The organism is Deltaproteobacteria bacterium (genome assembly GCA_019309045.1).
Lineage (GTDB): Bacteria > Desulfobacterota > Syntrophobacteria > BM002 > BM002 > JAFDGZ01.
The window spans coordinates 1-23617 of the sequence record JAFDGZ010000054.1 but is presented as its reverse complement, the minus strand read 5'-3'; the positions used below and the strand labels follow the sequence as shown (position 1 = coordinate 23617).

23 protein-coding genes and 1 tRNA gene are annotated in these 23617 nt (G+C 50.5%); 17 read left to right on the top strand and 7 right to left on the bottom strand.

Annotation, left to right across the window (positions count from 1 at the left end; all coding sequences use genetic code 11):
* The 8 genes from JRI89_12065 to JRI89_12030 form a co-directional block, all read left to right on the top strand.
* The coding region (locus JRI89_12065) for a TrkH family potassium uptake protein (protein ID MBW2071973.1) at window positions 1–1232 on the top strand (1232 nt) is incomplete at its 5' end.
* 23 nt (window positions 1233–1255) lie between these two features.
* A complete protein-coding gene (locus JRI89_12060) occupies window positions 1256–1693 on the top strand; it encodes a TrkA family potassium uptake protein (GenBank protein MBW2071972.1) in 438 nt (145 codons plus the stop codon).
* On the top strand, window positions 1690–1959 hold the full coding sequence (locus JRI89_12055; GenBank protein MBW2071971.1) for a hypothetical protein: 270 nt from the start codon (window positions 1690–1692) through the stop codon (window positions 1957–1959). Before JRI89_12060 ends, JRI89_12055 begins: the two co-directional genes overlap by 4 nt.
* A gap of 27 nt (window positions 1960–1986) precedes the next feature.
* On the top strand, window positions 1987–2907 hold the full coding sequence (locus JRI89_12050) for a glycerophosphodiester phosphodiesterase (protein MBW2071970.1): 921 nt from the start codon (window positions 1987–1989) through the stop codon (window positions 2905–2907).
* 266 nt (window positions 2908–3173) lie between these two features.
* Window positions 3174–4067 (top strand): hypothetical protein, encoded by an 894-nt coding sequence (locus tag JRI89_12045; protein ID MBW2071969.1) that lies wholly within the window; start codon window positions 3174–3176, stop codon window positions 4065–4067.
* Between the two features lie 18 nt (window positions 4068–4085).
* Window positions 4086–4161: transfer RNA gene (locus tag JRI89_12040), tRNA-Cys, on the top strand.
* A gap of 386 nt (window positions 4162–4547) precedes the next feature.
* Window positions 4548–5123 carry a YIP1 family protein gene (locus JRI89_12035; protein MBW2071968.1) on the top strand — a complete coding sequence of 192 codons (576 nt, stop codon included), beginning with the start codon at window positions 4548–4550 and terminating at the stop codon, window positions 5121–5123.
* 76 nt (window positions 5124–5199) lie between these two features.
* On the top strand, window positions 5200–5736 hold the full coding sequence (locus JRI89_12030; protein MBW2071967.1) for a macro domain-containing protein: 537 nt from the start codon (window positions 5200–5202) through the stop codon (window positions 5734–5736).
* A 40-nt stretch (window positions 5737–5776) separates the two neighbouring features.
* Here JRI89_12030 and JRI89_12025 read toward each other — a convergent pair whose 3' ends face one another.
* Window positions 5777–6157, bottom strand: coding sequence for a hypothetical protein (locus tag JRI89_12025; GenBank protein MBW2071966.1), 381 nt, complete (start codon window positions 6155–6157; stop codon window positions 5777–5779).
* A gap of 118 nt (window positions 6158–6275) precedes the next feature.
* Window positions 6276–7097 carry an inositol monophosphatase gene (locus tag JRI89_12020; GenBank protein MBW2071965.1) on the bottom strand — a complete coding sequence of 274 codons (822 nt, stop codon included), beginning with the start codon at window positions 7095–7097 and terminating at the stop codon, window positions 6276–6278.
* 499 nt (window positions 7098–7596) lie between these two features.
* On the opposite strand from JRI89_12020, the gene JRI89_12015 reads away from it, so the two are divergent.
* From JRI89_12015 to JRI89_11985, 7 genes are all read left to right on the top strand, one after another.
* Entirely contained in the window at window positions 7597–8001 is a 405-nt protein-coding gene (locus JRI89_12015; GenBank protein ID MBW2071964.1) for a DUF1178 family protein, read from the top strand.
* Between the two features lie 134 nt (window positions 8002–8135).
* Window positions 8136–9167 (top strand): M28 family peptidase, encoded by a 1032-nt coding sequence (locus JRI89_12010; GenBank protein MBW2071963.1) that lies wholly within the window; start codon window positions 8136–8138, stop codon window positions 9165–9167.
* Between the two features lie 184 nt (window positions 9168–9351).
* Window positions 9352–9873: an HNH endonuclease gene (locus JRI89_12005; protein MBW2071962.1), complete on the top strand. Its 522-nt coding sequence runs from the start codon at window positions 9352–9354 to the stop codon at window positions 9871–9873.
* Window positions 9874–9882: 9 nt separating this feature from the next.
* Window positions 9883–10746, top strand: coding sequence for an amidohydrolase family protein (locus tag JRI89_12000; GenBank protein ID MBW2071961.1), 864 nt, complete (start codon window positions 9883–9885; stop codon window positions 10744–10746).
* 203 nt (window positions 10747–10949) lie between these two features.
* Window positions 10950–11345 carry a hypothetical protein gene (locus tag JRI89_11995; GenBank protein MBW2071960.1) on the top strand — a complete coding sequence of 132 codons (396 nt, stop codon included), beginning with the start codon at window positions 10950–10952 and terminating at the stop codon, window positions 11343–11345.
* 662 nt (window positions 11346–12007) lie between these two features.
* The gene (locus tag JRI89_11990; protein MBW2071959.1) at window positions 12008–12601 is read left to right on the top strand and encodes an acetate uptake transporter; all 594 of its coding nucleotides are present in this window, start codon (window positions 12008–12010) and stop codon (window positions 12599–12601) included.
* Window positions 12602–13791: 1190 nt separating this feature from the next.
* The gene (locus JRI89_11985) at window positions 13792–15081 is read left to right on the top strand and encodes an OFA family MFS transporter (protein MBW2071958.1); all 1290 of its coding nucleotides are present in this window, start codon (window positions 13792–13794) and stop codon (window positions 15079–15081) included.
* 137 nt (window positions 15082–15218) lie between these two features.
* On the opposite strand, the gene JRI89_11980 is transcribed toward JRI89_11985, so the two are convergent.
* Window positions 15219–17672, bottom strand: a complete 2454-nt coding sequence (locus tag JRI89_11980) for a copper-translocating P-type ATPase (GenBank protein MBW2071957.1) — start codon at window positions 17670–17672, stop codon at window positions 15219–15221.
* Window positions 17673–17794: 122 nt separating this feature from the next.
* The gene (locus tag JRI89_11975; GenBank protein ID MBW2071956.1) at window positions 17795–18001 is read right to left on the bottom strand and encodes a heavy-metal-associated domain-containing protein; all 207 of its coding nucleotides are present in this window, start codon (window positions 17999–18001) and stop codon (window positions 17795–17797) included.
* Between the two features lie 764 nt (window positions 18002–18765).
* Here JRI89_11975 and cbiQ point away from each other — a divergent pair.
* Together cbiQ and JRI89_11965 are read left to right on the top strand one after the other, a co-directional pair.
* Window positions 18766–19524, top strand: coding sequence for a cobalt ECF transporter T component CbiQ (gene cbiQ / locus JRI89_11970; protein ID MBW2071955.1), 759 nt, complete (start codon window positions 18766–18768; stop codon window positions 19522–19524).
* Window positions 19506–20186 (top strand): ABC transporter ATP-binding protein, encoded by a 681-nt coding sequence (locus JRI89_11965; GenBank protein ID MBW2071954.1) that lies wholly within the window; start codon window positions 19506–19508, stop codon window positions 20184–20186. The genes cbiQ and JRI89_11965 overlap by 19 nt, the downstream gene beginning before the upstream one ends.
* Window positions 20187–20285: 99 nt before the next feature.
* Here JRI89_11965 and JRI89_11960 read toward each other — a convergent pair whose 3' ends face one another.
* The 3 genes from JRI89_11960 to JRI89_11950 form a co-directional block, all read right to left on the bottom strand.
* Window positions 20286–21692 (bottom strand): hydroxylamine oxidoreductase, encoded by a 1407-nt coding sequence (locus JRI89_11960; protein ID MBW2071953.1) that lies wholly within the window; start codon window positions 21690–21692, stop codon window positions 20286–20288.
* Between the two features lie 202 nt (window positions 21693–21894).
* The gene (locus JRI89_11955; GenBank protein ID MBW2071952.1) at window positions 21895–22446 is read right to left on the bottom strand and encodes a NapC/NirT family cytochrome c; all 552 of its coding nucleotides are present in this window, start codon (window positions 22444–22446) and stop codon (window positions 21895–21897) included.
* A 267-nt stretch (window positions 22447–22713) separates the two neighbouring features.
* Window positions 22714–23418: a response regulator transcription factor gene (locus JRI89_11950; GenBank protein ID MBW2071951.1), complete on the bottom strand. Its 705-nt coding sequence runs from the start codon at window positions 23416–23418 to the stop codon at window positions 22714–22716.
* Window positions 23419–23617: the final 199 nt, after the last annotated feature.

The window sequence follows — 23617 nt, the reverse complement described above, 5'->3', positions numbered from 1 at the left end:
TCGCTATTAATAGCAGCTATCTAGACGGCTTCTTTGAGGCAATGAGCGGCTTTACTACCACCGGTATCACGATGTTTACTGGCCTAGATTATATGCCCAGGAGCATCATTTTTTGGCGCGCCCTTACCCAGTGGATCGGGGGGTTAGGTATACTCACCATGTTCATGGTGGTTGTTTTCAAGGGGGGCAGCACTCATCGTTTGTTTGGAGCTGAGGGGCATAAAATAGCTGTCAGCCGCCCTGTTCCAGGACTTGCGCATACCGTAAAGATTCTCTTCACCATTTACGTGGGCTTGACTTTGGTCATAGCTGTTGCGCTGTATGCCTTGGATGTTTCTCTGTTTGACAGTATTTGCCACAGCTTTGCTACACTTTCTACCGGGGGCTTCTCACCCTATGATGCCAGTATCGACTACTATCGACTGTCAGGACATTCTCACTATATCTCGATTCAGTACGTGCTAATCTTGGGCATGATCATGGGGGGCACCAGTTTTGCGGTGCATTATCGTTTGTTAAAAGGGAATTGGCGGGCGCTTGGCGATAATCTGGAAATTCGCTACTGGTGGACCCTCATCGCTATTTTTCTTGCTCTCATCTTTCTGGAAAGGAGTGTCAAGATTGAGCCGATCTGGAAATTATCATTGAGCAGTCCCAGATTTTGGCATGAGCTGGAGGAGAGTCTTCGTAGCGTACTCTTTCAGGTAGTATCTATAATTACCACTACGGGATTTGGCACCCGGGACATAAGCACATCGTATTTTGGTGAAGGGGCTCGACAACTTTTCCTGGTACTGATGGTAATAGGGGGTTGCGTGGGATCTACCTCCGGCGGCATAAAGGTGTTGCGCATTGCTATCATGAATAAATTGATTCGACGGGAGGTATATCGGATGCGGGTACCGTCTCAGGCTGTGACCAGGGTGGTAATTGATGGTGAACTTGTACCGCTTGATGAGATTCAGAGGGTGGGAGGACTTTTCTTTATGTGGATTGTCCTGCTCATTTTCGGGGGTGGGGTGACCGAGTATCTTTCTCACTACAGCGGCTACGCGGCTCTGTCAGGAATGTTCAGTGCCTTAGGGAATATTGGTCCCTGTTACATTCCCGTGTCGGAGATGGGGCAACTTCATCCTTTGATAAAGGTCGTCTATATTCTAGGCATGTTGGCGGGACGGTTGGAGATTCTGCCGGTGCTTCTGTTGTTCAACCTCAAGGCGTGGAGGTCTTGAAAAAGAACCAAGGAGACGAGACAATGCACATCATTGTTGCAGGGGCGGGAGTAACCGGCTACCAGCTCCTGAAACTTCTGGTAGCCAACAAACATGACGTGGTGGTGATCGACATCAACAGGGAAGTTTGTGAAGCAGTGTATGCGGAAACTGGCGCAATGACCATTCATGGAAGTTCTACTGATATCAGTATATTGGATAAAGCGGGGGCAAGAAAAGCAGATATCCTGCTCTGTCTGGTACGTGATGATGCAACCAACATAGCCACGGCAATTCTCGCCAAAAGTCTGGGAGTGCCGACAATCATCGCCCTGTTGCGAAAACCTGATTACGAGCGTGCCTATCGATCTGCCGGAATAACAACCATTATCAGCCTGACTGATTTGATTCTGCACCAGCTTCTCATCGAAATCGAGCATTCCAAGGTGAAAAAGATAATGTCACTGAGCATTCCAAGGTGAAAAAGATAATGTCACTGGGAGGCGGCAAGGCCGAGATCTGCGCAGTAGAAATCCCGCCGGGAGCAAAGAGCGTTGGACTGACCGTGAGGGAAATTGCTGAACAAAAAAAGTTCCCCAAGGAGTGTGTGCTCGTAGGAATCTATCACCCCGACGAGGATCAGTTTTGCATTCCCCGGGGAGACCACGTTTTGAAGGAATGGGATACGGTCTTTCTGATCTCTGATAGCAGTTTGATCAAACAAGCAACTGATTTTCTCACCAAATGAACAAATAAGGTCAGACGACCCGAGAACATGGAAATAATGACAGGCAACCCCCTGGTCATCGCCCACCGAGGTGGAGCCGGTCTCGCACCGGAGAATACCCTGGCTGCCTTCAAACAGGCGTTGGATCTAGGGGTGGATGGCATTGAGGTGGATGTTCTGCTAACCGCTGATCAAGAGGTTGTTGTTTATCATGACTACCGCCTGAATCCTGCTATTACCCGCGATGCGGAGGGTTCGTGGTTGGCAGCCGGTACCGTGCCGGTAGTGAAAGACATGACCCTTGCCCGTCTGAAGACCTATGATGTGGGACGCCTGCAGCCCGGCAGCACTTATGCCCGACGGTATCCACAGCAGAAGCCCAGGGATGAAGAGCGAATCCCAACCTTGCGCGAAGTTATTTCACTGATGAAAGAAGGAAAAAACAACGAGACGACTATCTGGATTGAGATAAAGACATCACCAGTGGAAGCCAACCTGTGCGCGCCACCTGAGGCAGTAGTTGACGAGGTCCTGGAAGTTCTGCACCACGAAGACATGGAGCATCGTGCTCTTATTCTTTCATTTGACTGGCGGGCCCTGCAATATGTGCAAAGAAGGGCGCCAGCGATGCCAACAGTATACCTCTCCGTGGCTTCTCTCGAAAAGAGCAATATCATCGGCAATGGACAGGGACACTCTCCCTGGACCGCTGGCTTTGACATTGCTGACTTCAAGGGATCTATTCCCCAGATGGTGCGAACAGCTGGCGGTACCCATTGGGGGCCATATTACCAGGAGCTAACAGCTCCACTTCTTCAGGAAGCACATGAGTTGGGCCTGCGGGTGGTTGCGTGGACACCGGATTCTCTGGAAGATATGGAGCGATTGCAGCAAATTGGTGTTGATGCCATAGTGACGAATCGCCCGGATCTCCTGTTGTCGCATGGCCCTGGGAGCATGGAACAGTAAACTTTAAATCTACGTCCAGCTTGGCAACCCGGGCTTTGCAGGCAGGTAACATGCGCAGGCTCCGGGAAAAAGGATATTAGTAAAGTGCAGCATATGTTGGTCCTTCTTCTAGTTAGCTGTTTGATAATCTTTCCTGTGAAGGGAAGTTGCTCAGAATCAGCTGTTCCCACTGCCTTGGATCCAGCGAGGCTGACCTGGTCTGAATTATCTTATCAGGCCAGGAAATTGTTGAGTGGTCTGAATTATCTTATCAGGCCAGGAAATTGTTGAGCAGCGTCCAAATTGACGTCAAATTGTCTTCTCTACCAACAGCAGAAGCTGCCAAGGAATTGATCAACAGTGCAAAGGGAATAGTGATGGAGCCAAAGGACCCCGAGGTCTTTACAGTCGGTGTTGACATCCTTATCAAGCCGATCTTGTTTCATGAGGTGTACTTGCAAAGCAAGGGCTGGTTTTCACCGACAACGGCTCTGGCACTGCAGCGTGTGAGGATGCGGAAGGGATTCAAGGATTTCAAGAAAACTTATCGCTTCACAGATCGAGGCGTATTCAGGCAGAGGAGAGAACCGAAGAACAGCCAGGAAGCTTCCCTGATTCCGGAAAGATGGACAGAATTCAGAAAAGATTTCTATCCATATGATGATATGGATCAATTCGCCTGTCGGACAATTATGGAACCCTCAACAATACTCTATGTTCTAGCCACAGCCGAAATCAAAGAGTCAGGTAATCCACTAAATCTTTGTGTTTTTGACAAGAAGAGGCTGTATCTGGTTGTAATCAAGCCTGGAGCTTCTGAGCGTAGACAGGTTGTCTACCTGGAAAAGTCGGCACAAGGTGAAAGACAAAAGATGGAGACCGTTGAGGTGGTGCCATTAGCTCTCAAATCTGAACCACTGAGTAAAAATGGGAAGCAGGATAAATTTTCCTTTCTCGGTTTCGAGGGAGACATTGACATCTTGCTGGAGAAATCGGCGCGCTTCCCAGTAGAGATTATCGGTCACATACCGGCAGTCGGCACGGTAAACTTTAAGCTGCGCCAGATGAGAATGGGCAACAACCTGTTACTCGAAAAGGAGAGAAAAACAGCTAAGGGCATTGACTGCCAGAGTGAACAATTGGTCAGCAAGAAACGTCTTGACTCCGACCCTGGTCCTTGATAAAGATAATAAGATTGAGGCGGCATGGCCAAGTGGCTAAGGCAACGGTCTGCAAAACCGTTATTCCCCGGTTCGAATCCGGGTGCCGCCTCCAAATTTGTTTTCGGGGATGAAGTGTTGAGAGAGCACCTGGCGTTGCAGCGGTGAGGCGCCGTTTGAGAAAATTGTTTTTGCTCGGGTTTGGAGCAATTTTTTTCTTCCAATCTGCGCCGCAAATGTGTTATATATCGCTTTGGGTAGGGCCTCCCACCTTATCTGGCCCTACCTGGTGCCCCACGCCCCCATTGGCTTTTGTGCGCCGGGCCAATGGGGGTTTTTTCTCTTTTGGGACCCCGGGCTCTCCTTCGTATCTGCCCCCAGATAATCCCCTGCTACTCGATCCGCTTTTATCGGGCGATCTTCTTGACAAGCAGAGTGCAGGCCATTAATTTTTGAGCAAAATTAGCTGTTGGCTAGGGTTGGAGTACAAGAGAATCCAGGATGTCTGATCCTTCATCTGACAATACCAAGTTACCGGATCCAGTTGAAGCCAACTCCTTCAGCAGTGGGTTGCTCCGTGGTTTCATCGGCACGGCCAAGACAGTGCTTTTCAGACCTCGAACCTTTTTTCCTACAATGCCTGTAGAAGGCGGTCTGCTGGGGCCATATGTATTCTTCTTGCTTTGTACCAGTATATTCTTTGGGGTAACTCTCGGAGTGAACATGGTGGCCGCTGGAGGGTTTGACTACCGAATTCTCCCCATGCTGTTGGTTGCACTCTGCATGCCCTTTGTCAGCTCTGGAATAATCTTTTTTGTGCTCACCAGAGTCTTCAATACTACAGGCTCGTATGAAGCTAGTTTTCGGGTAGTCTGTTATGCAAGTGCCGTAAACTTGCTGGCATGGATTCCGCTCGTGGGCTTCATTGGTCAATTCTATGAAATCTATCTTTCCACCCTTGGTCTGGCCATTGTTCACCGCACTACTATGTTGCGGGCACTGGTGGCGGTAGTGGCTACTGCTCTAGCTGTATTCCTTGCTGTGATTTATTTTGCCGAACTGCTCATGGCGTTCTGACCACTTATGTGCGACTGCAATTTCTCGGATCCATCCGGGAAATACCCTGGCTGAACCTGGGATAGGAGGACGATTTATGGAATGGACAATTTCTGGCAAGAGGCTCGTACTGCTGCAGGGAGATATCACCGACATGGATACAGAGGCGATCGTCAATGCAGCAAACAAAGATCTCATCCTTGGTACCGGTGTGGCGGGGGCGATTCGCAGCAAAGGAGGGCCAGCGATTCAGGAGGAGTGCAACCGGATCGGTGGTGCTCCAGTCGGGGGGGCCGCCATAACTACAGGCGGCAACTTGAAGGCCAGGTACGTCATCCACGCAGTGGGACCCCGGACGGGGGAGGGAGATGAGGATAAAAAGCTGGCGGATGCGGTCCGCAGCAGTCTGGATCTCGCCAGCAAGAAGGGACTGAAAAGCATCAGTTTTCCTGCGATCAGCACTGGAGTCTTTGGCTTTCCCAAAGAGCGTTGTGCAGAGATCATGCTGGGTGTAGTGACTGATGTTCTGCGACGGGGAGAGACATCCCTGGATAAAGTCGTCTTTTGTCTGTGGGGAAAAGAGAGCTTCGACATATTCAGCCAGAAGGCAGCAGAACTTTTTGCCGAAAGTTGACGTCTCTGAGGAGATTTTTCGTATGGACTAAACGTGGGATTCAAGGAGGAGATGGCTGCTCCTGTAATCCTGTGCGGCTCTCGAATTCCGCCTGGGATATGAAGGCGATGCTCTTGCCGATGGTGAAAATGAGTGAAGACTCTGTGTCAGGGTCGAATACTTTGCCCACCTGCACCATTGGCTCCTGGAGCCAGAGGAAATAGTCGTCGAAAAATGAAAGGGCGAGATGCACTTTCTCGTTATCCTGCATTAGTTCCATAAAGGCGAAATTCCGAACAAAGCACCGTCCTTTGAGTGCTTTACGGCCTCGTTTGTTCTCAAAGATCTCAAAAGTGACATCTCGCAGCTGTACACGTTGGCGAGATTCACCAACCAGGTAAGCCTGGTCAACCTCATAGAGCCCTTCAGGCAACTCAATCATTTTTATGTCCTCCGCAAGAGGCAAGATAACATATCCCGCCCCCGACACCAATGGTAGCGCTTCGATTTTTGGATTCTCAGATGTTCGTCAGGGGATGTGGTGCAACAAGAAGCTGCCTTCAGGGAGAAGCCTTCAATGGCTGGGAGACATTGCCACCGAAAACTCCTTTGATGACAGGCAACAGGAAGTCGTGGGCCGCTGTGTTGCCTGCCACCACGTCCCCCACCCAGATGTGGCGGTCGCCGCCACTAAAGTCAGAAATCTTCCCTCCTGCCTCGTGCACCAGCAGATGCCCAGCAGCGATATCCCAGGGTTTCAAGCCGAGCTCCCAAAAGCCGTCACAGCGGCCAGCTGCCACATATGCAAGGTCCAGCGCCGCGGATCCTGTGCGGCGAAAATCATTTACACGAGCAAACATACATTTGAAAGCAGCCAGATACCTCTCGAGGAGAAGCTTTTTTCTCCAGGGAAAAGAGGTGGCAATAAGCATTTCGCTTGCCTCTCGCGTTGCAGAGACTGCCAGGGGTTTTCCATTCAGGGTCGCGCCTCTGTCCTTTTCAGCCAGGAAGAGTTCTTCCCTTGTGGGGTCATAGACAACACCCGCTAGCACGGTACCTTCACTTTCAATGGCAACAGTGACCGCAAATACAGGAAAACCGTGAATAAAATTAGTTGTACCATCGAGCGGGTCCACAATCCAGCGTATTGCACTTCTTCTGGTGGTAGCAGCAGCTTCTTCAGCAAGGATGTCGTGTTCGGGGTAGTGCTCCTGAATGACTGCGACGATAGCTCGCTGAGCAGCCACATCAGCTTCAGTGACATAATCGAACTTGCCTTTTGTTCGGACATGTAGATCGTCAGAGGCGAGATGGTATTTCATAAGTACTTCGCCACCCTTTCTGGCGGACTCCAGCATTGTCTTCAGCAAACTCTCATCCATGCGAACCTCCTGCAAGAATCATAGGGCATAATACTCCAAGCTATCTTCACTTGTCATGCCTTTCCCACACACTGTGAATAAAAAGAGGAGGGTGTTCTGCTATGCTTGTCGCACTTGGGCTGGAAATTCCACAAACTCTGGCAGCATTGGAGAGACCAGGATCTTCTATGGAGAGAGGGCTGCCTGCCTCACCCAAGTGCTGGAGATCTGCTGCAGGTCAGTCTTCTAGGACCTTGTCCAAGAAAATGCAGGTTTCAGGTTTCTTGCCTTAGTCGTTTATTCTCACGAACTGTTGAGACAGTAAAGAGTCTTCTCACCTTGTTCACGTTGATCTGAGAACCCTTTATATGCTAATTTAAAAATATGACAAAGAGCTGCTATTAGCATGCGGTAGGCAGGATATTTCAAAAGAGGCCGTAGAGATGTTAGCCACGGTTTGATTTTGGAAGGCAGAAATCTACCTTACTCGATTCACTGATGAGCTTGCACGGGGCCTGCTATGATTGTCTACGATCTTCAGTGTGGAAATGGTCACTGCTTTGAAGGGTGGTTTGACAATCTTCGCTCTTTTGAGAATCAGCGAGCTGCAGGGCAGATTGTCTGCCCGGTTTGTGATGACATTAATGTGGAAGTAGTGCCTGCGGCTGTTGCGGTGAAAAGAGCGACGGCAAGTTCTTCTCCTCGTGAAAGAAGGAAGAAGGCATGGCTTGAAGTGTGCTGCTATGTGCGAGACAACTTCGAGGACGTGGGACATAATTTTGCCAAAGAAGCCCTGAAGATTCACTGCGGTGTCGTGGAAAAACGGAATATCAGAGGGGTGAGTACTGAGAGTGAAGAAGCCATGCTAAAAAAAGAAGGGGTGCCCTTTGTCAAAATACCCATGCCCGAGCAGTCCGACAACTGAGCAATAGCCCCAGCTGTTCGCCTCATCCCGGTTCAATGAAAAGAGCAACGCATCTCTGGGCTTTCCAATACGCCGCGGCAATAGCCTTTCCGAGAAGGTCTGCCAGCAGTGAAGGCAGCTCGGCGGCAGCTTTTGTGTCCGACGTGTTGTACAAGCGAGGACTCTTGCCGTGGTTCGAACCTGTGACAGTGCACAACTTTGCATCCTGGCTGTCCTGGCTGGCCATGACCGGCTCAACCCTCATGTTCTGGCTGGCGGCCCTGATAGGGAATTCCCGGCTGCTGCTAGCTCTCTTTCTCTGTGTCATTCCTACCATCTGCCTTGTCTGCAGGGATCGTATCTGGCTGGCACTGGGCAAACAACTGCAGAGAGCAACCAACGAGTGCTTGCCAGTTGCTTCTAATATTCTCGCAGAAGTACGTGGCACATCTGAACACAGCCGCAATACTTTGTGGCTGTTGGCTCACTATGACAGCAAGAGTCAAAGGCCGTCCATGGCGGTGAGGATGACTGCTGCTGTGGTCTTTCTGCTAACTGCACCCGCATTGTTGTTGAGCATCCTCTGGGATATACCTTTGCTGTGGATAGGCCTGCTCCTAACGTCAGCCTCGCTTGCCGCCCTGTTACTCAATCTCCCAGAGGGAAACGCCTCTCCGGGAGCCCTTGATAATGGTGCTGCTGTTGGCGTGCTTCTCGCTTTGGCAGGGCTCTTTCGCCGACATCCACCCCGTAATTTGACTTTGCGTTTCGTGTTTACTGCTGCCGAAGAGAACGGTTTGCTCGGTGCCTTCTCTCTATTACGCCAACACCAAAGAGATCTACAGGAAGGCGCGCATTTGCTGGTAAATCTGGACACCATCGGCTGCAGTTCAACCCTGCATCTGTTTGGCACTGCCAGGAGCAAGCTGCTCCGAATTGTTCAAGATGTTGGCAGACGGGCAGGGGTACGGCTGAAAAATGGCTGGTTGCCTCCTGTTTTGATGATGGATCACCAGGTATTTTCTGCTGAGGGTCTGGATTCTCTGAGCCTGAGTTCCTTGTGCAGGAAAACACGTTTCATTCATAGCAGGCATGATCACCTGGGACTTATTGACATTGGCGTTCTTCGTGGCATTTGTGACTTTTTTGAACAGCTAGTTCGAGAATTGGACAGCAAATCTTGGTAATCGGCAGCATGTATTTTTCGGTTCGAGCAGATGCTGCAGACCTGTTTTTGAATGGGGCAGGCAGACAAATGGCACCAGGCCAACTTTTCCTTGATTTTCCTGTCATCTCTGTGATATTTAAGCAGATCATGAACATTTCCCGCCCTTGTTCTTTTTGGAAATGTGACAGTAGGCGAAATTGCCTATGGAACGAGTGCTTCTACTGAACGCCAGCTACGAGCCACTGCGAGTCATCACCTGGAAACGAGCTGTAACATTGCTCACTCTGGGTAAGGTCGAAGTTCTCGAAACCTATGAAAGGGAAGTAAGATCAGTAACCTTGACGCTACGGCTGCCAGCCGTGGTCCGACTGCTGCGGCTCGTTCGCTTTCGGGATCATACCATACGGTTCTGCCGGCAGAACATCTATATCCGTGACCGCTATCGCTGTCAGTACTGCGGCAGGAGCTTTGCAGAGGAGGAACTGACGTATGATCATGTGGTGCCTCGATCTATGGGAGGCAGTACTGCCTGGGACAACATTGTCACCTGCTGCCTGACATGCAACAAAAGAAAGGGAGGCCGGACTCCCCGACAGGCAGGAATGCGGCTCATTCGTACTCCGAAAAGACCGAGCTGGCACCCGATATTGATGATTAGCCTGCATATTAAAAGGACACCTGACAGCTGGCGTGCCTACCTTTTCTGGCAGCAGGGGAATAGCTGACCTGCCATGATCATTGATAGCCATACACACATCTTCCCTCCTGAGATACGCAGCGATCGAGACTCATACCTCGAGCGAGACCCTGCTTTCAGAATTCTATACGGCAGTCCCAGGGCAAGGCTCATCGGAGCCGGAGAATTGATCGACCAGATGGACAGTTCAGGCATCGACTGTGCTGTGACCTTTGGCTTCCCCTGGCAGGATGTCGACCTCATGAGGCGGCACAATGACTACGTTGGTGAGGCTGCCAGCCGCTTCAAAGGCCGCCTGTTGCCATTTGTCTGTGTAAACCCTGTTCTGCCTGGTGCCGCCTTTGAGGTGGAAAGGTGTCTGGCCGCTGGCATGAAGGGCGCCGGTGAAATTGCCTGTTATGACAGATCATTTGGTTCGGACCTGAGCCAATATCTTCTGCCAATTGGCTCTTGCTGCCAGTCATATGACGTACCCCTCATGCTGCACACCAATGAAGAAGTGGGGCATCAATACCCTGGCAAAGTGATGATGCCGTTGAAGGCCATGTATGAGGTGGTGCGTTCTCTGCCAGGAACGCGTTTCATCCTGGCGCACTGGGGGGGAGGACTTTTTTTCTATGAGCTGCTGAAAAAAGAGGTTCGTGAAGTCTTGGCGAGGGTGGCTTATGATACGGCTGCATCGCCATTCCTTTATGAATCCGCCATTTATGCGATTGCTCTTCGTATCGTGGGCCCAAAACGAATCCTTTTTGGCAGTGATTATCCATTAATCTCCCCGCAAAGATACTTTATTGAAATGGAAGAGGGCGGCCTTTCAGAAAGCGACATGAAATGGATAAAAGGTGATGCAGCCGCCTTGTGGATCGGAGGACAAGGAGCAAAAGAAAGCTTGATCAGCTGACCACTGCCTGGACGCAGGAGGGTTGCTCGAGGTGATTTTTCGCGGTGAGGGTCATATGGGCTGTGTAGCTGCTGTTTGTCGCTGCCCCACTGGCAACACTGCTGGCAGCTCAGCCCTGGCAAGTCGAGGCGGCGGAATCATCTTGCCTGTGAAACAGAGTTTGACCAGCCCGGCAAACCAACGCGAGTACTAGGGGGATAACTATGGTGGAAATTTCACAAGGTGAACTCAGAGAAGCACTTGCAAAGGAAGTAGCAGGCATTCCCCGACATTTCAGACACGAGCCTACCATTCGCCAGACTATCAAGTGCACCCTCTATAACATGCTGAAGAAAAAAGCTCTCTGTCCTGTGCCTGACTTCAGACCACCGCGTCTGAGCGGGGGGTTCCTAGATCTGATAGGGGTGGATTCCTCGGGTAGTGTTGTCTGCGCCTTTGCCATCAATCCTCTAGTTGACCTCAAAGCGATAAAGAGCCTCGAGGCTGTCCCAGCGGAGAACAAGTGGATGATAACCTTCTCGAAGATAGAAAAGAAGGTGAAAGAAAGTAAGTTTTTTCTCAAGCCCGGTATCGATCATCTCCATCTGGAGCAAAAATAAATTTTCTATGATAAGAGCGCTATCCCGCCTAGCCAGTTAGCCACTGCACTCTTCTCAGTTAGCAAAAATCACGGCATACAGCAGAACTGGCCCACGAATAGTAGCCTGGAGAAGCACTCGAGTCGAAGAGCACTCGTGAGTGGATAATGTCTTGTGCGACCGAGACGGCGGAGATATAGGCTCGCGCTGAATGCCCTGGCGCTAGTAGACAGGAAATAATGTGTAATTTCTGCAGAATACTCGTAAGGTTGCTTTTGATTGCCAGTTGAACACTTTGAAATTGAGAGCTACAGAACAATGGAGATTGCAAAAATGGGAACAAGCAAATAAACAAGTATGTTTTTTCTTGACGCGGCTGGAGTTTGGTGAAATAGATAAATTTATGTGAAACAGATTTATGCTTGCGTATTCGTTCAGTTTGTTACTGGCATTGTCAAATGAAAGTTGTGCTAAAATTTGAGTCTGTACATTTCCACTACAAACAACCTGGAAGCACTGACCTCCTTGCATTGCCGCTCCACCCAAAGAGCGAGCCAAGACTTCGGGTACTTCTAGACAACCACAACAAGAAAGGAGGTGATAGAGTTGATGAAGGTTCACCGGTCTTGTTGTAGAACCGGTGAGAGGGAAGCATTGTTTACCCTTTATAGAGGAGGTGCAGTATGGCAGAAACGAAACTTGGGAATCCGGCAGTGGTAGGGCTGGGAGGTTTTGGTATGACCACCCTGATCCTGCAATTTCACAACCTCGGCTGGGTCGAGATTGGACCTGTGCTCTGGCTGGGCTTCTTGTTCGGTGGAACGGCCCAGCTGATTGCTGGAATGCTAGAATTTAAGACCGGAAATAATTTTGGCTTTTGCGCGTTCAGCGGATACGGGGCATTCTGGATTTCGCTGTGCTTCTACGTAGTATTCGGCACCAGCCCCGAGATTGTCAAGATCTATCCTGCTTTGAAACTTACGGCTACCGGCCTGGGAACATTTCTGCTGGTGTGGACATTCTTCACTTTCATTCTGTTCATAGCCTCGTTGAGACACCACACCTTGCTGATATTGATTTTCCTTACCCTTCTTCTCGGATTCATCGGTCTCGATTTGAAGGAGCTTGCCGGCAACAAGGCAATTGGAACTCTTGCCGCTTGGGACCTGATCGTCTGTGCACTGCTGGCCTGGTATGGTATGGCTGTAGGTGTTTATGGCGAAGTGGGGATCAAGTTGCCTGTAGGAGGACCCTGGATAAAGGGGAGTGCAGAGTAACTCGAGACATATGAGTTGTTTCGAGCAAGAGATGGAGTATAACTGAGAGCAAATGCGGCGGCACACAGTCCAAGTGGCGATTCAACTGTTCAGGTGTTCACTCAATAATGAGCGCATGTGGACCCATGTGATCCCTGGAGTGTATATTCTGGCAGGCCTTGCATAGCCAGGTATTGCGTGGTTTCATGAAGCTTGCAGTCGCCCGAAGTGGCACCCGAGACCTGCTGAACAGCTTCGAATTCAGCTCTTGGAAGGTGGCCGCCATTTTTGTCTCATTGAGATGATAGCTCCATAAAGGAGGCTGTGGGGCGATTCAGGGAAACCCACGCTGCAAGGCAGCGCCAGAGGCCAGCAATAAAGAGTGGGCAATTGGGCAATCAGACAATCAGTGTAGTGTGGGAAGAAAGAATGGAGGTGGTTAAACTGACAATCACTGCGGGGGAGAAGTCGGCATCTGCCTTGTTAAAAAATTAACAAGCTGAAAATACGAAGAATTCGTCCTTGACTTTGGCACTAGTCTATGAAATATATGTATTACTTTTAGTGTGCCTGACGTCTCATATTAACTTTTCTCTTATATCTAAGTAATTGTCGCATCAAAATAAACCTTGTCCGAGTATGAAACCGAAAAGACTCTTCTCTTGTTGGCTTAAGCGAAAGACCCCGCTCTTATTATAACAACTTGGACGAGTGTTCTAGCTACGGCGCAAATACATCTTTCCGGACGAAGGGGGGTGATAAGAAAGTCCGCTGAAAGCTGGCAGTTCATATGGAGCTGCTCGGTTCGTCGGTGCTGTTTTTCCAAGAAAAACCTTCTCATTATTCTTGTTCGATGGTGACATCAATCTGGTGGCTTCTCATGGTCTGATTAACGTATTTATGATTCTAGAGTGCATTGGCTTTACCTCGGAGTGGAGGACCTACAGGTTGAGGAGGAAGACTTCCTGACAGCGCAGCCAGATTGCTGAGGCTGACCACAACTAGCTGGAAGTGGCGGGCCAAACCCTCACTTCTTCCAGATACCGGTTCCGCTCCACCCTGAATAACATAGTTTGCAGCCGCACTTCACCATTCATCTTTAGAAGTGCAGTCATTATCCCAGACAAAGAACTAGAGAGGGTCATAGTCGAGCAAGTGGAGGAGGCAGACGGCACCTTTTCGAGGACTTGAAGAGCTAAGGAGGATTTACTATGGGTTTCGGGAAATACGCAAAGGGTTACAATCAACCAGTAGACAAGCTTCCCGGACGAGCGTGGGCCGTCGTCCTCGCTGGAACTACGATCAACCTCTGTCTGGGCTGTCTTTATGCCTGGTCCGTGTGGCTCAAATACCTCACTGACAAGAGCTACATGCTCGCCCATGGCTGGGCTGGCGCTCTCACTGCCGAACAAGCATCAAATCCCAAATCTCTCTGTATCTTGATTTTCGCTCTGCTCATGATCCCCGGTGGCAAAATCCAGGATAAGTATGGCCCCACCGTGGCTGCTACCATTGGCGCCATCTTCATGGGTCTGGGTATGGTCATCGCAGGTACGGCTCATTCCTATGCTGGCATTCTCTGGGGTTTTGGCGTCGGCGGCGGCATCGCCATGGGTGTTGCCTATGCTGCGCCTGTGCCGGCCACTGGTAAATGGGTTGGTCCACATCAGAGAGGCCTCATGTTGGGCATCACCGTTTCAGGTTACGGGGGTGCGGCCTTCTATGTGGCTCCTCTTATCAAATGGATCATCGTCAGCTACTCCCTGTCCGCCTCTTTTGTGGCGCTCGGCATCGCCTACCTGATTATCATCTTTCTGGCAGGTCTGGTGCTTGCCTGGCCGGAGCCTGGATATGAACCGCCCAAGCCGCCCGAGTCATGGGTAGCGGCACAGGCAAAGAAATCAACAGCGACTGTCCAGGACTGGACCGCTGGTGAAATGGCCAAGACCTGGCAGTTCTATGCCCTGATTGCCCTGTTCTGTTTGAACACCCAGGCAGGACTGCTCATCATTGGCCACGCAGCCAAGTTCATCAAGCCCATGTTGGCTTCAGGCTTCATTCTGGTGTCTGCAGGCGGCCTGTTCAACGCCCTTGGCCGTATTGGAACCGGCAAGTACTCAGACATCATTGGCAGGGATAAAGCGTATATCCTTAATGCTGCCGCTGCCGCGGTGTGTATGTTCGCCTTGCCGTCCATTATTGCTGGCAAGTCGCTCTTCCTGGCATTTGTGGCCTGTCTGATTGCCTACTGGGTGTACGGTGGTGGTCTCGCACTGCTGCCCTCCTATACCCTGGACTTCTTTGGCGCCAAGAACCTGGGCTTCAACTATGGTCTGGTGTTCATCGGCTGGGGTCTGGGCGCATTCATGCCGAAACTCGCTGGTCATATCAGGGACGTGACAGGCAAGTATGACGAGGCCTTCTACATTGCCGGTGGTCTGCTTATAGTGGCGATCATTCTGGCACTCGTTACCAAGAGGCCGTCCAAGGCTCAGGCGTAGCGAGCTTGTCGTTGGCAATAGACGACTGACAGAAACAGTGGGAGGGATCAAGTGATCCCTCCCTTTTTTACGTTGAGGAAAAAAGGGGATAATAGCTTCTCCTCAGCACGATGAACAACAGGGACACCTCTCCAGAATCAATGTATTTTGCTTCGATAGAGCCTCAGGCTGTTGCTTACCACGGTGACGCTGCTGAAGGCCATGGCGAAAGCAGCCAGCATGGGGTTAAGATGCCTGAGAAATCCAGGAAGCGAAGGAAAGGGGAAAAGAATGCCGGCGGCAATGGGAATAAGCGTTACATTGTAAAAGAAGGCCCAGAAAAGATTTTGCCTTACGGTCTTCATAGTCTTGCGACTCAATTCTATAATACGGGGTATACCCAACAGACTGCCGCTGGCCAGAATAACATCTGCAGTTTCCATGGCAACGTCAGTACCCGTGCCGATGGCCACGCCTACGTCCGCCTGAGCCAGAGCTGGTGCATCATTTATACCGTCTCCTACCATGCCAACCAGGGAGCCCTGATCCTGGAGTTCCTTGACTTTCTGGATTTTATCTTGAGGTTGAACTTCGGCATAGATATCATCCACTTCAACCTGGCTTGCTATTGCTCTGGCGGTTTGCATTGTGTCCCCTGTGAGCATTACCACCTTCAGGCCCTGACGGCGAAGTTCAGCCAGTGCCTCCTTGGTCTCCGGCTTCAGAGAGTCACAAACGGCTATGAGGCCAGCAAATTGCATGTCCACACAGACCGCCATCACTGTCTTGCCTTCTGCCTGGAGTGTTCTAATGAGTTCGGCACCCCTGGCAAGGTCTACTCCCATCTCTTCGAACCAACCAGGCTTTCCCACATATACCATCCTGTCCGCAAGTCGGGCCTGTACTCCCTGACCACCTGCAGCTTGAAAATCGGCCGGTTCAATGAGGGTAATTCCTCTGATTTCAGCCTCGCGAGTGATCGCCCGCCCTATGGGGTGCTCGGATCCCCTTTCCACCGAGCCTGCCAGCTTCAAAAGCTCCAGATCCTCGTTGACGACAGAAGAACCGTTGAGTGAAACGAGATCAGTTACTGTTGGTTTGCCTCTAGTCATAGTTCCAGTCTTGTCCAGTATGATCAGATCCAGTTTGGTAGCTTTTTCCAGTGCTTCGCTATTCCTGAAAAGGATACCCTTTTCAGCCCCTTTGCCCGTGCCTGCCATGATGGCAGTGGGAGTTGCCAGGCCAAAGGCGCAGGGACAGGAGATAATGAGAACCGCTACCAGGCGAATCATTGCCTGGGCAAGGTCGCCAGCAGCAGCCAGCCATATAATAAAGGTGACAAGCGCAATACCAATAACCGCTGGCACAAAGAGGGCAGCAACCCGATCTGCAATATCCTGGATTGGAGCCCTACTTCCCTGGGCTTCCCGAACGAGCTGGATAATCTGGGCAAGAGCGGTATCCTTGCCCACCTTGGTGGCCCTGAACTTGAGGAAGCCGTGAGTGTTCATGGTGGCGCCGACCACCGTGTCCCCAGGTCCTTTGTCTACTGGCAGGGATTCTCCTGTAAGCATAGACTCGTCAATGGCGGAGCGGCCGTCGAGTATGATACCGTCAACAGGAATCTTCTCGCCTGGACGCACCAGTACAATGTCATCAACCTGCACTTGGCTGAGTGGAACTTCCTTCTCCTCTTCCCCCACCAGAATTCTGGCTGTTTTCGGCCGCAACCCTATAAGCTTGCGAATGGCATCACCAGTGCGGCCCTTGGCTCTAGCTTCCAACATCTTGCCGAGCTTGATGAGGGTGATAATTACTGCTGAGGTTTCAAAGTAGACGTGCTGCCCGACAGCAGGAAAAAGAAGTACTGCCAGTGAATAGAAATAGGCTACGGATGAACCCATTGCCACCAGCACGTCCATGTTGGCGCTGCCGTGTTTCAAGCTCTTCCAGCCGCCCACGTAGTAATCCCAGCCTGTGTAGAACTGTACCGGGGTGGCCAGGGCCAGGAATAACCAGTTTACCCAGAGCCCCTGACTCCAGCTTCCAAGGAGGCCAAAATCGCGTGCCATGCTCACGAAAAACAGGGGAACAGTAAAAATGAGGCCGATGAAGAACTTGCGTGTCTGTGTTGCTATCTCAGCGCGGCGTGCCTGCTGTTCAACGTCTTCTGGTAAATCGCCCTCCTCAGCCATGACCACGTCATAGCCGAGGTCACGGATTATCTCGCCCAATTCGCTGATAGAGGTAACCGAAGGTATATATTCAATGGTTGCCACTTCAGTGGCAAAATTGACGGAGGCCTGCACCACGCCGACTGCCTTTTTTTGCAAAGTTCTCTCGATATTCATGGCACAGTTGGCGCACGTCATCCCTGTGATAGGCAAGTCCACCCTGGCAGTGGCCACATCATAGCCAGTATCTCTTATTTTCTGTACTATCTGCTCGAGACGAACGATGGACTTTTCATAGGTTACCGTGGCATCCTCGGCAGCAAAGTTGACCTTTACTGCAGTGACACCTTCAAGCTTTCGCAGCAGCCTTTCGATATTCAAAGCACAGTTGACACACGTCATACCCGTCAGGGGCAAGGTGACAGTTTCTGCGGCCATCAGTCCCGGGCCTCCTGTTTTCATATTTTTAAGGTGCAGCAGACAGTCTCTCACTATGCTCGGGCGATTTCCCTGTATAGCTCACCTTTGACTACCGTTACAAGGCCGATTGAAATCGCTGTTCACTCTGCTGCAGGATAATTGATTTCTGCAAGGGTTTCCTTGATTTTCTCTAGAGTAGCAGGCTCCTGCCATTGTACGGTAATCTGTCTGGTTGCTGGATTACCTTCAACGCTGTTGATCCCGGGCACTTCTTTGAGCTCCCTCTGGATGCTCATAACGCAATGACCACAGGTAATGTTTGGTACCTGAAAAGTCTTTTTTTCCATGGCATATCCTTTTTATATTTCGTGTTGTGGGTTTACTTGTCCCCTGCGCAGGCTCTAGCCGTCATAAACAGTTTCCTCCAGTCGAAAGTCGACGCACAGGGGTTGCCTCACCTTGCACCAGTTAGAATTGGTTTCAGGGAGTCATCTCTACACCCTCCTGCATCTCCTCTGATGGAAAAATTCACTCAATGAGATAAAATTATCAATACTACAAAATTAATAGTAATCATTCAATTTGCCTGGTGCATTACTTTTTTCTCTCTCCAGAGAGGAGTAAATTGGCTCGAGCCGCCAGAATCCACCGCAGCTCGAGCTGCAATGCTATTCTAACAAATAGATCATAGCTAACAAATAGGATAGCGATCTTCTCCATAGAGAATCATGGCCTGCAATAGCCAGCCAGAAGCTGGCCATGCCGCACTCCACATTTTGCATTTCCGATTCTTCATCCTACTCAGGATTCTGCGTTCCGCATTAAATTCCCTCCTCCGTTTGCTGTAGGTTGGCAATTCACGCAAGAAAATCCCGCCTTGACAGCCCAGGAAAAGAAGGTAAAATCCGCGTAATGTGGGTTGAAGCTCACGGGTCATACCTGCTGAACACGGTCGTTATTGAGCCACGAAGGTTTTTTCCATACTCGGCGGAGTAGGGTAGAAGGATCTGCGTGGCTTTTTTGATGCACTCAGCTGTAAATCTCGAGATCTGCAAGATTGGGCAAGAGGAGATACTGGCAAACCGTCTGACAAGATCTGGAGGGCAAAGCTTTGCACCTCGACAACTTCGCCGAAGGCGAGTCGATCATCCACTATCTGGATCCCAGAATCAAGATCATTGTAGCAGCTCTCTTTTCTTTTCTAATTGCCCTGGCTGACAGGCCAGCCTGTTTGCTCGGGGCCTGCTGCTTCGCGGTGGTAATGCTTGTTGTGGCCAGGCTGCCATTGAAACCGGTAATTTACCGGCTCGTCGCTGTAAACACTTTCATCTTGTTTTTGTGGTTCTTCCTTCCTTTTAGCACTGAGGGTGAGATACTCTTCAAACTTGGCCCGCTGCATGCTACCAGAGAAGGAGTAATGCAGGCTCTGCTCATAACGGTCAAATCCAATATAATCCTTGTCGCTCTAATCACTTTGCTCACCACCATACCCATCTTCACTCTTGGTCATGCTTTGAGCCATCTGTCGGTTCCGGACAAGTTGATTCATCTGTTCTTCTTCAGTATCCGCTACCTGCAGGTGCTTCATCAAGAATACGAACGACTTCGAAACGCCATGAAAATCAGGGGATTCACTCCGGGCACCAATCTTCATACTTACAGAAGCTACGCCTATCTGCTGGGCATGCTCATGGTCATGAGTTTCGATAGGGCTGATCGGATTCGAAAAGCAATGCTTTGCCGCGGTTTCCACGGAAAGTTTTACGTGCTCAGTCACTTTCATCTTCACAGACGCGATGTGCTGGTGGGAGCGGTATTGCTGTCACTCGTTGGTATAATGGCTTTGTTGCAATGGCTACCTCTGAGGTGATTATTAGATTGAAAGAAGTCTCTTTTGGCTACCCGGGCAATCCCGAGGATGCCCCTGTGTTGCAACAGGTGAATCTGGAGCTCGAGCGTGGTCAACGTGTGGGCCTCGTTGGTGCGAACGGCAGTGGCAAGACGACCCTTTTTCATCTCATCATGGGGCTGCTCAAACCGAGTAAAGGGGAGGTGGAGATTTTCGGCAGAAAAAGAGTCGAGGAAAAGGATTTCCGAGAAGTTCGCAGCAGAATAGGGCTGCTCTTTCAGGACCCAGACGACCAGCTTTTCTGTCCGACCGTTGCTGAAGATGTGGCTTTTGGTCCGCTCAATCTTGGCAAGACCCAGGAGGAAGCTCTGGCAATCGTCAAGCAGGTGCTTGCCGAGCTTGGCCTGCAAGGCTTTGAACAGCGGTTGACCTACAAACTCTCGGGAGGGGAGAAACAGCTTGTTGCGCTGGCCACGGTGCTGGCCATGCAACCAGAGGTGCTCATTCTGGACGAACCGAGTACGGGACTGGATGAACACACCGTGGATCGCCTGGTGCATATACTGGAAAATTCGCAGCTAACCTATCTTGTGGCCTCCCACAACAGGGATTTTCTGGCAAGGACGACAGATGTAATCTACCGGCTGGCAGAGGGCAGGATTTACAAAACGGCCCTGCCCTGAGTGAGGTGGGCAAATAGGACAAGCTCAAAGCATAATAGAAACCCCACCTGAGATGACCCCAGGTGGGGTTTGTTGACATGGGGGCGTCTGGCTCAGTTGTTACTTGGCCTTGCCGAAGATCTCCACAGGTCTGGTAGTATTCCCGGTAGCGGCCGGGAAATCTGTGGCCTTGTAGGCCTTCTTGTTGTCTTTTATCAGACCCTGAGCTCCTTCCATGAAATGGATATATCGTTTCTTGCACTCATAGAAGCCGTGCCACCAGGTGTAATCCGGCGCCATCATAGCCGCACCGAAACGGGCCCGCCGGCCTTCATGGTGCCACAATTCGTAAAACTCCCATTCTGGTCTTTCATCAAAGAACTTGCTCTTGTCCAGCAGACCCTTGGCGTACAACTCGTCCAGCATTTTCTTGGCGGGTTTGAAATAGATTTCGTTGTAGGCTTCGTTCACCTGATCATATCTCAGGAAGTGGTTTTCCACCCAGTCATCACCATGACACTGCATGCAGATTGCTTCCATCTTCTGCCGTTCAACCTCATGGTTGACTTTAGCAGGGAAAGGCTTGAAATTTTCCGGTCTCACTGACAGGGGAGCCTGGGATTCCCAGGCGAGTCTCTCAGTGACATCATGGCTGGTAAGAACCGTGCCCGAGCCCGACATATGACAGGCAGCGCATGTGGGTGCCCGGTAATCCACTCCAGGAGTCCAGGTTCCCGGGGCGGCATTCCAGTTGTAGGTGTCACCAAATGCCGTGTAAATGTCACCGTGCTTCGACTCCATGTAGATCTCGATCTGCGGGTGGTCTGGACCCAGGTGGCACTGGCCACAGGCTTCCGGCTTTCTGGCCTCCATAACTGAGAAACGGTGTCTGGTATGACAACTGGTGCAGCTGCCTTTGCTGCCATCCAGGTTGATTCGGCCCACTCCCACATTGGGCCAGGTCATGGGGTCCAGTTTGCCGTCTTTCATTTTTACTTCTGTGCCGTGACAGTAAAAGCAGGCAGTGGTGCGCTCTAGATCACTGTTCATGCCCTTGTTGAGCCAGGGGTCTATCTTCCAGATTATCTCTTTGGTGTTGGCGTGCTTGCTCCTCGCATATTGTTTGGCCTCGTCGGGATGACAGCGGGAGCAGTCTTTGGGAGTGACGACAGCGGCTACAGGTACGCGGTATTCCTTTTTGCCGTAAGGTTGATCACTCCGTTCGTACTGTTTGTAGTGATTCTGGCTGACGTCAGGGTCAAACTCTTCTGCCTTGTGGCAGTCGTAGCAGGTCACATTGGCGCTGGCATGTCTGCTGTGCGCCCAGTCTCCGAAGATGCCTGGATTTTCCCGCTTGTGGCATTCGATACAGGCGACGGCCTCCTTGGACATGCTTCTCTCTAGGCGAAACTCCTTCACTTTTGGCATGTTCTTGGCAGACTGTGCCCATGCCACCATACTGCCGGCAGTCAGCAGCAAGCCAGCGGCTACTGCGGTCAGAATCGTGGTGAAAAGATACCTTCTCATTTCAACGCCCCCTTTCTCTCACTCCTAGTTCTTATCTTTGAATGCCTTCCCTGGGAACAGGTTCGAGCCAAAATCGCCCTGGGCAAGAGCCCTCTTATCGGCAACCATTCTACAGTATACAGATGTGGCACTCAGAAGCCTGCACGTCAGGGAGGCAAAACTCCTAAGGCTTTTCCTGCACCGGTCTGGCATTCCTGGTTTCTTATAGACCCAGCCCTCTATAAGTAGCCTTGTACTGTTTGTAGTCGTAGAAAGCCCTAGCGTTGTGTACCAAATTTCTGTGGCAATCTACACATTTTTTCTCATAACCTGGTCTGGCATAAACCACGTCGCGGTGAGCCAACATGGCTCCACGTTTGTTGGGAATGTACAGCAGGTTGCGGTGACATTTCTGGCATTGATCATTCTTGAAGGAGGCGTAAGCTATCTGACGATTTTTCTGGTGATCGTAAGTGCTCTGGGTAAAATGGATGATGATGTCCTTGATGCCGTGCCAGGTTTTTGCATAGAAAAACTGGAAGGTGTCGTGCGGGGCAGGGAGATGGCAATCCATGCAGTCGGCCACGAAGCCCTGCTCATTGTTCACATGACTGGAGGTCTTCCAGGTGTTGTAGGCAAATTGAATTTCGTGGCAGCTGGCGCAGAACTGTGGTGTTGTGGTGCGCACCATGGTGTAGTAGGTTAGGCTGAAGAGAGGAAAGGCAATGATGATGCCGAGAAGGATGAAAATTGCGGGCTTGATTAGTTTTTTCACGGTTCTACCCCTGCTGCAGAGTTCAAACCGAATTGCCAGGGGCCATAGAAAGTGCTCTAGGCGTTCGCCCCTTTGTTGCCTGTCAGGAAGATTGGCGTCATCTGGTAACGCGTATTGAAGTTGTCAGAAAGAGATTGGCTTCACATATTTGAAGTTTGAGGTTGCCCTTTTAATTGTTATCACTTTAAAGAAATTGAGCGGCAGCAGTCAAGTAAAAATAATGTAAAAAGTGTAACAACGATAGCCTATACTGGCTGCGCTGTCAGTTTACAAACCCTGGAATTTGTAGCCCACTCCAGCAACGGTTCTTATGTACTGGGGGTTGTCCACATCTACCTCGATCTTCTTTCTCAACCGCTGCACGTGCACATCGACGACGCGGCTGTGTTGATACAATTGGGAGTCTCGCCAGATCTGATTCTGGATAAACTCGCGGGAGAGAGCTTCACCGGGATAAGAGATGAAGAGCTTCAGTAATTCAAACTCAGTCTTGGTGAGCTTGGTCTCCTCCCCTCTGATTGATATCTTCCTGGAGCGAAAATCTATGGAGAAGTCTCTAGTCTTGTAACGGTCCTTGAGTACGCTTCTTTCCACCCTCTTCAATATGGCCTTGATTCTGGCCGAAAGTTCCAGGGCGTTGAAAGGCTTGACCACGTAATCATCGGCGCCACATTCCAAGCCCAGGACCTTATCAGAAATCCCATCTCTTGCTGTCAGCATCAGGATAGGAAAGTCAAATTCTCGCCGCATGATCTGGCAGACCTTGATGCCATCGATATCAGGTAGGTTGAGATCCAGTAGGATGAGATCAGGACGATATTTTTTTGCCATTTCGAGGCCACTTCGTCCATCAAAGGCGCAGAGAACCTCATAACCATCCAGCTCCAGGTTGCCGGTGATGGTCTGCACGATATCCTCGTCATCATCGATGACCAGTATAGCGTGTCTTTTATGTATGGCCGCATCCCTCATTATCTTCACCAGGGTTCATTGTGGAGCAGTGTCCCTATGCTACCGCCTAATTAACATATACGCATGTTTTGCCGTAAACACAAACTCAAATTAAACTTGGCATTAAGCAACTTCTTTTCATCATAACCTAGTTCTAATTCTAGCGGATTCTAGGCTAATTAACAGCTTGCATGGAATATTGTTACGATAACTAGTTTAT

Excerpts from the sequence above, each read along its gene's own strand:
- JRI89_12060 (MBW2071972.1), top strand. The coding sequence starts at position 1,256 with ATGCACATCATTGTTGCAGGGGCGGGAGTAACCGGCTACCAGCTCCTG.
- JRI89_12050 (MBW2071970.1), top strand. The coding sequence starts at position 1,987 with ATGGAAATAATGACAGGCAACCCCCTGGTCATCGCCCACCGAGGTGGA.
- JRI89_12035 (MBW2071968.1), top strand. The coding sequence starts at position 4,548 with ATGTCTGATCCTTCATCTGACAATACCAAGTTACCGGATCCAGTTGAA.
- JRI89_12030 (MBW2071967.1), top strand. The coding sequence starts at position 5,200 with ATGGAATGGACAATTTCTGGCAAGAGGCTCGTACTGCTGCAGGGAGAT.
- JRI89_12025 (MBW2071966.1), bottom strand. The coding sequence starts at position 6,157 with ATGATTGAGTTGCCTGAAGGGCTCTATGAGGTTGACCAGGCTTACCTG.
- JRI89_12020 (MBW2071965.1), bottom strand. The coding sequence starts at position 7,097 with ATGGATGAGAGTTTGCTGAAGACAATGCTGGAGTCCGCCAGAAAGGGT.
- JRI89_12015 (MBW2071964.1), top strand. The coding sequence starts at position 7,597 with ATGATTGTCTACGATCTTCAGTGTGGAAATGGTCACTGCTTTGAAGGG.
- JRI89_12005 (MBW2071962.1), top strand. The coding sequence starts at position 9,352 with ATGGAACGAGTGCTTCTACTGAACGCCAGCTACGAGCCACTGCGAGTC.
- JRI89_11995 (MBW2071960.1), top strand. The coding sequence starts at position 10,950 with ATGGTGGAAATTTCACAAGGTGAACTCAGAGAAGCACTTGCAAAGGAA.
- JRI89_11990 (MBW2071959.1), top strand. The coding sequence starts at position 12,008 with ATGGCAGAAACGAAACTTGGGAATCCGGCAGTGGTAGGGCTGGGAGGT.
- JRI89_11985 (MBW2071958.1), top strand. The coding sequence starts at position 13,792 with ATGGGTTTCGGGAAATACGCAAAGGGTTACAATCAACCAGTAGACAAG.
- JRI89_11980 (MBW2071957.1), bottom strand. The coding sequence starts at position 17,672 with ATGGCCGCAGAAACTGTCACCTTGCCCCTGACGGGTATGACGTGTGTC.
- JRI89_11975 (MBW2071956.1), bottom strand. The coding sequence starts at position 18,001 with ATGGAAAAAAAGACTTTTCAGGTACCAAACATTACCTGTGGTCATTGC.
- JRI89_11965 (MBW2071954.1), top strand. The coding sequence starts at position 19,506 with ATGGCTACCTCTGAGGTGATTATTAGATTGAAAGAAGTCTCTTTTGGC.
- JRI89_11960 (MBW2071953.1), bottom strand. The coding sequence starts at position 21,692 with ATGAGAAGGTATCTTTTCACCACGATTCTGACCGCAGTAGCCGCTGGC.
- JRI89_11950 (MBW2071951.1), bottom strand. The coding sequence starts at position 23,418 with ATGAGGGATGCGGCCATACATAAAAGACACGCTATACTGGTCATCGAT.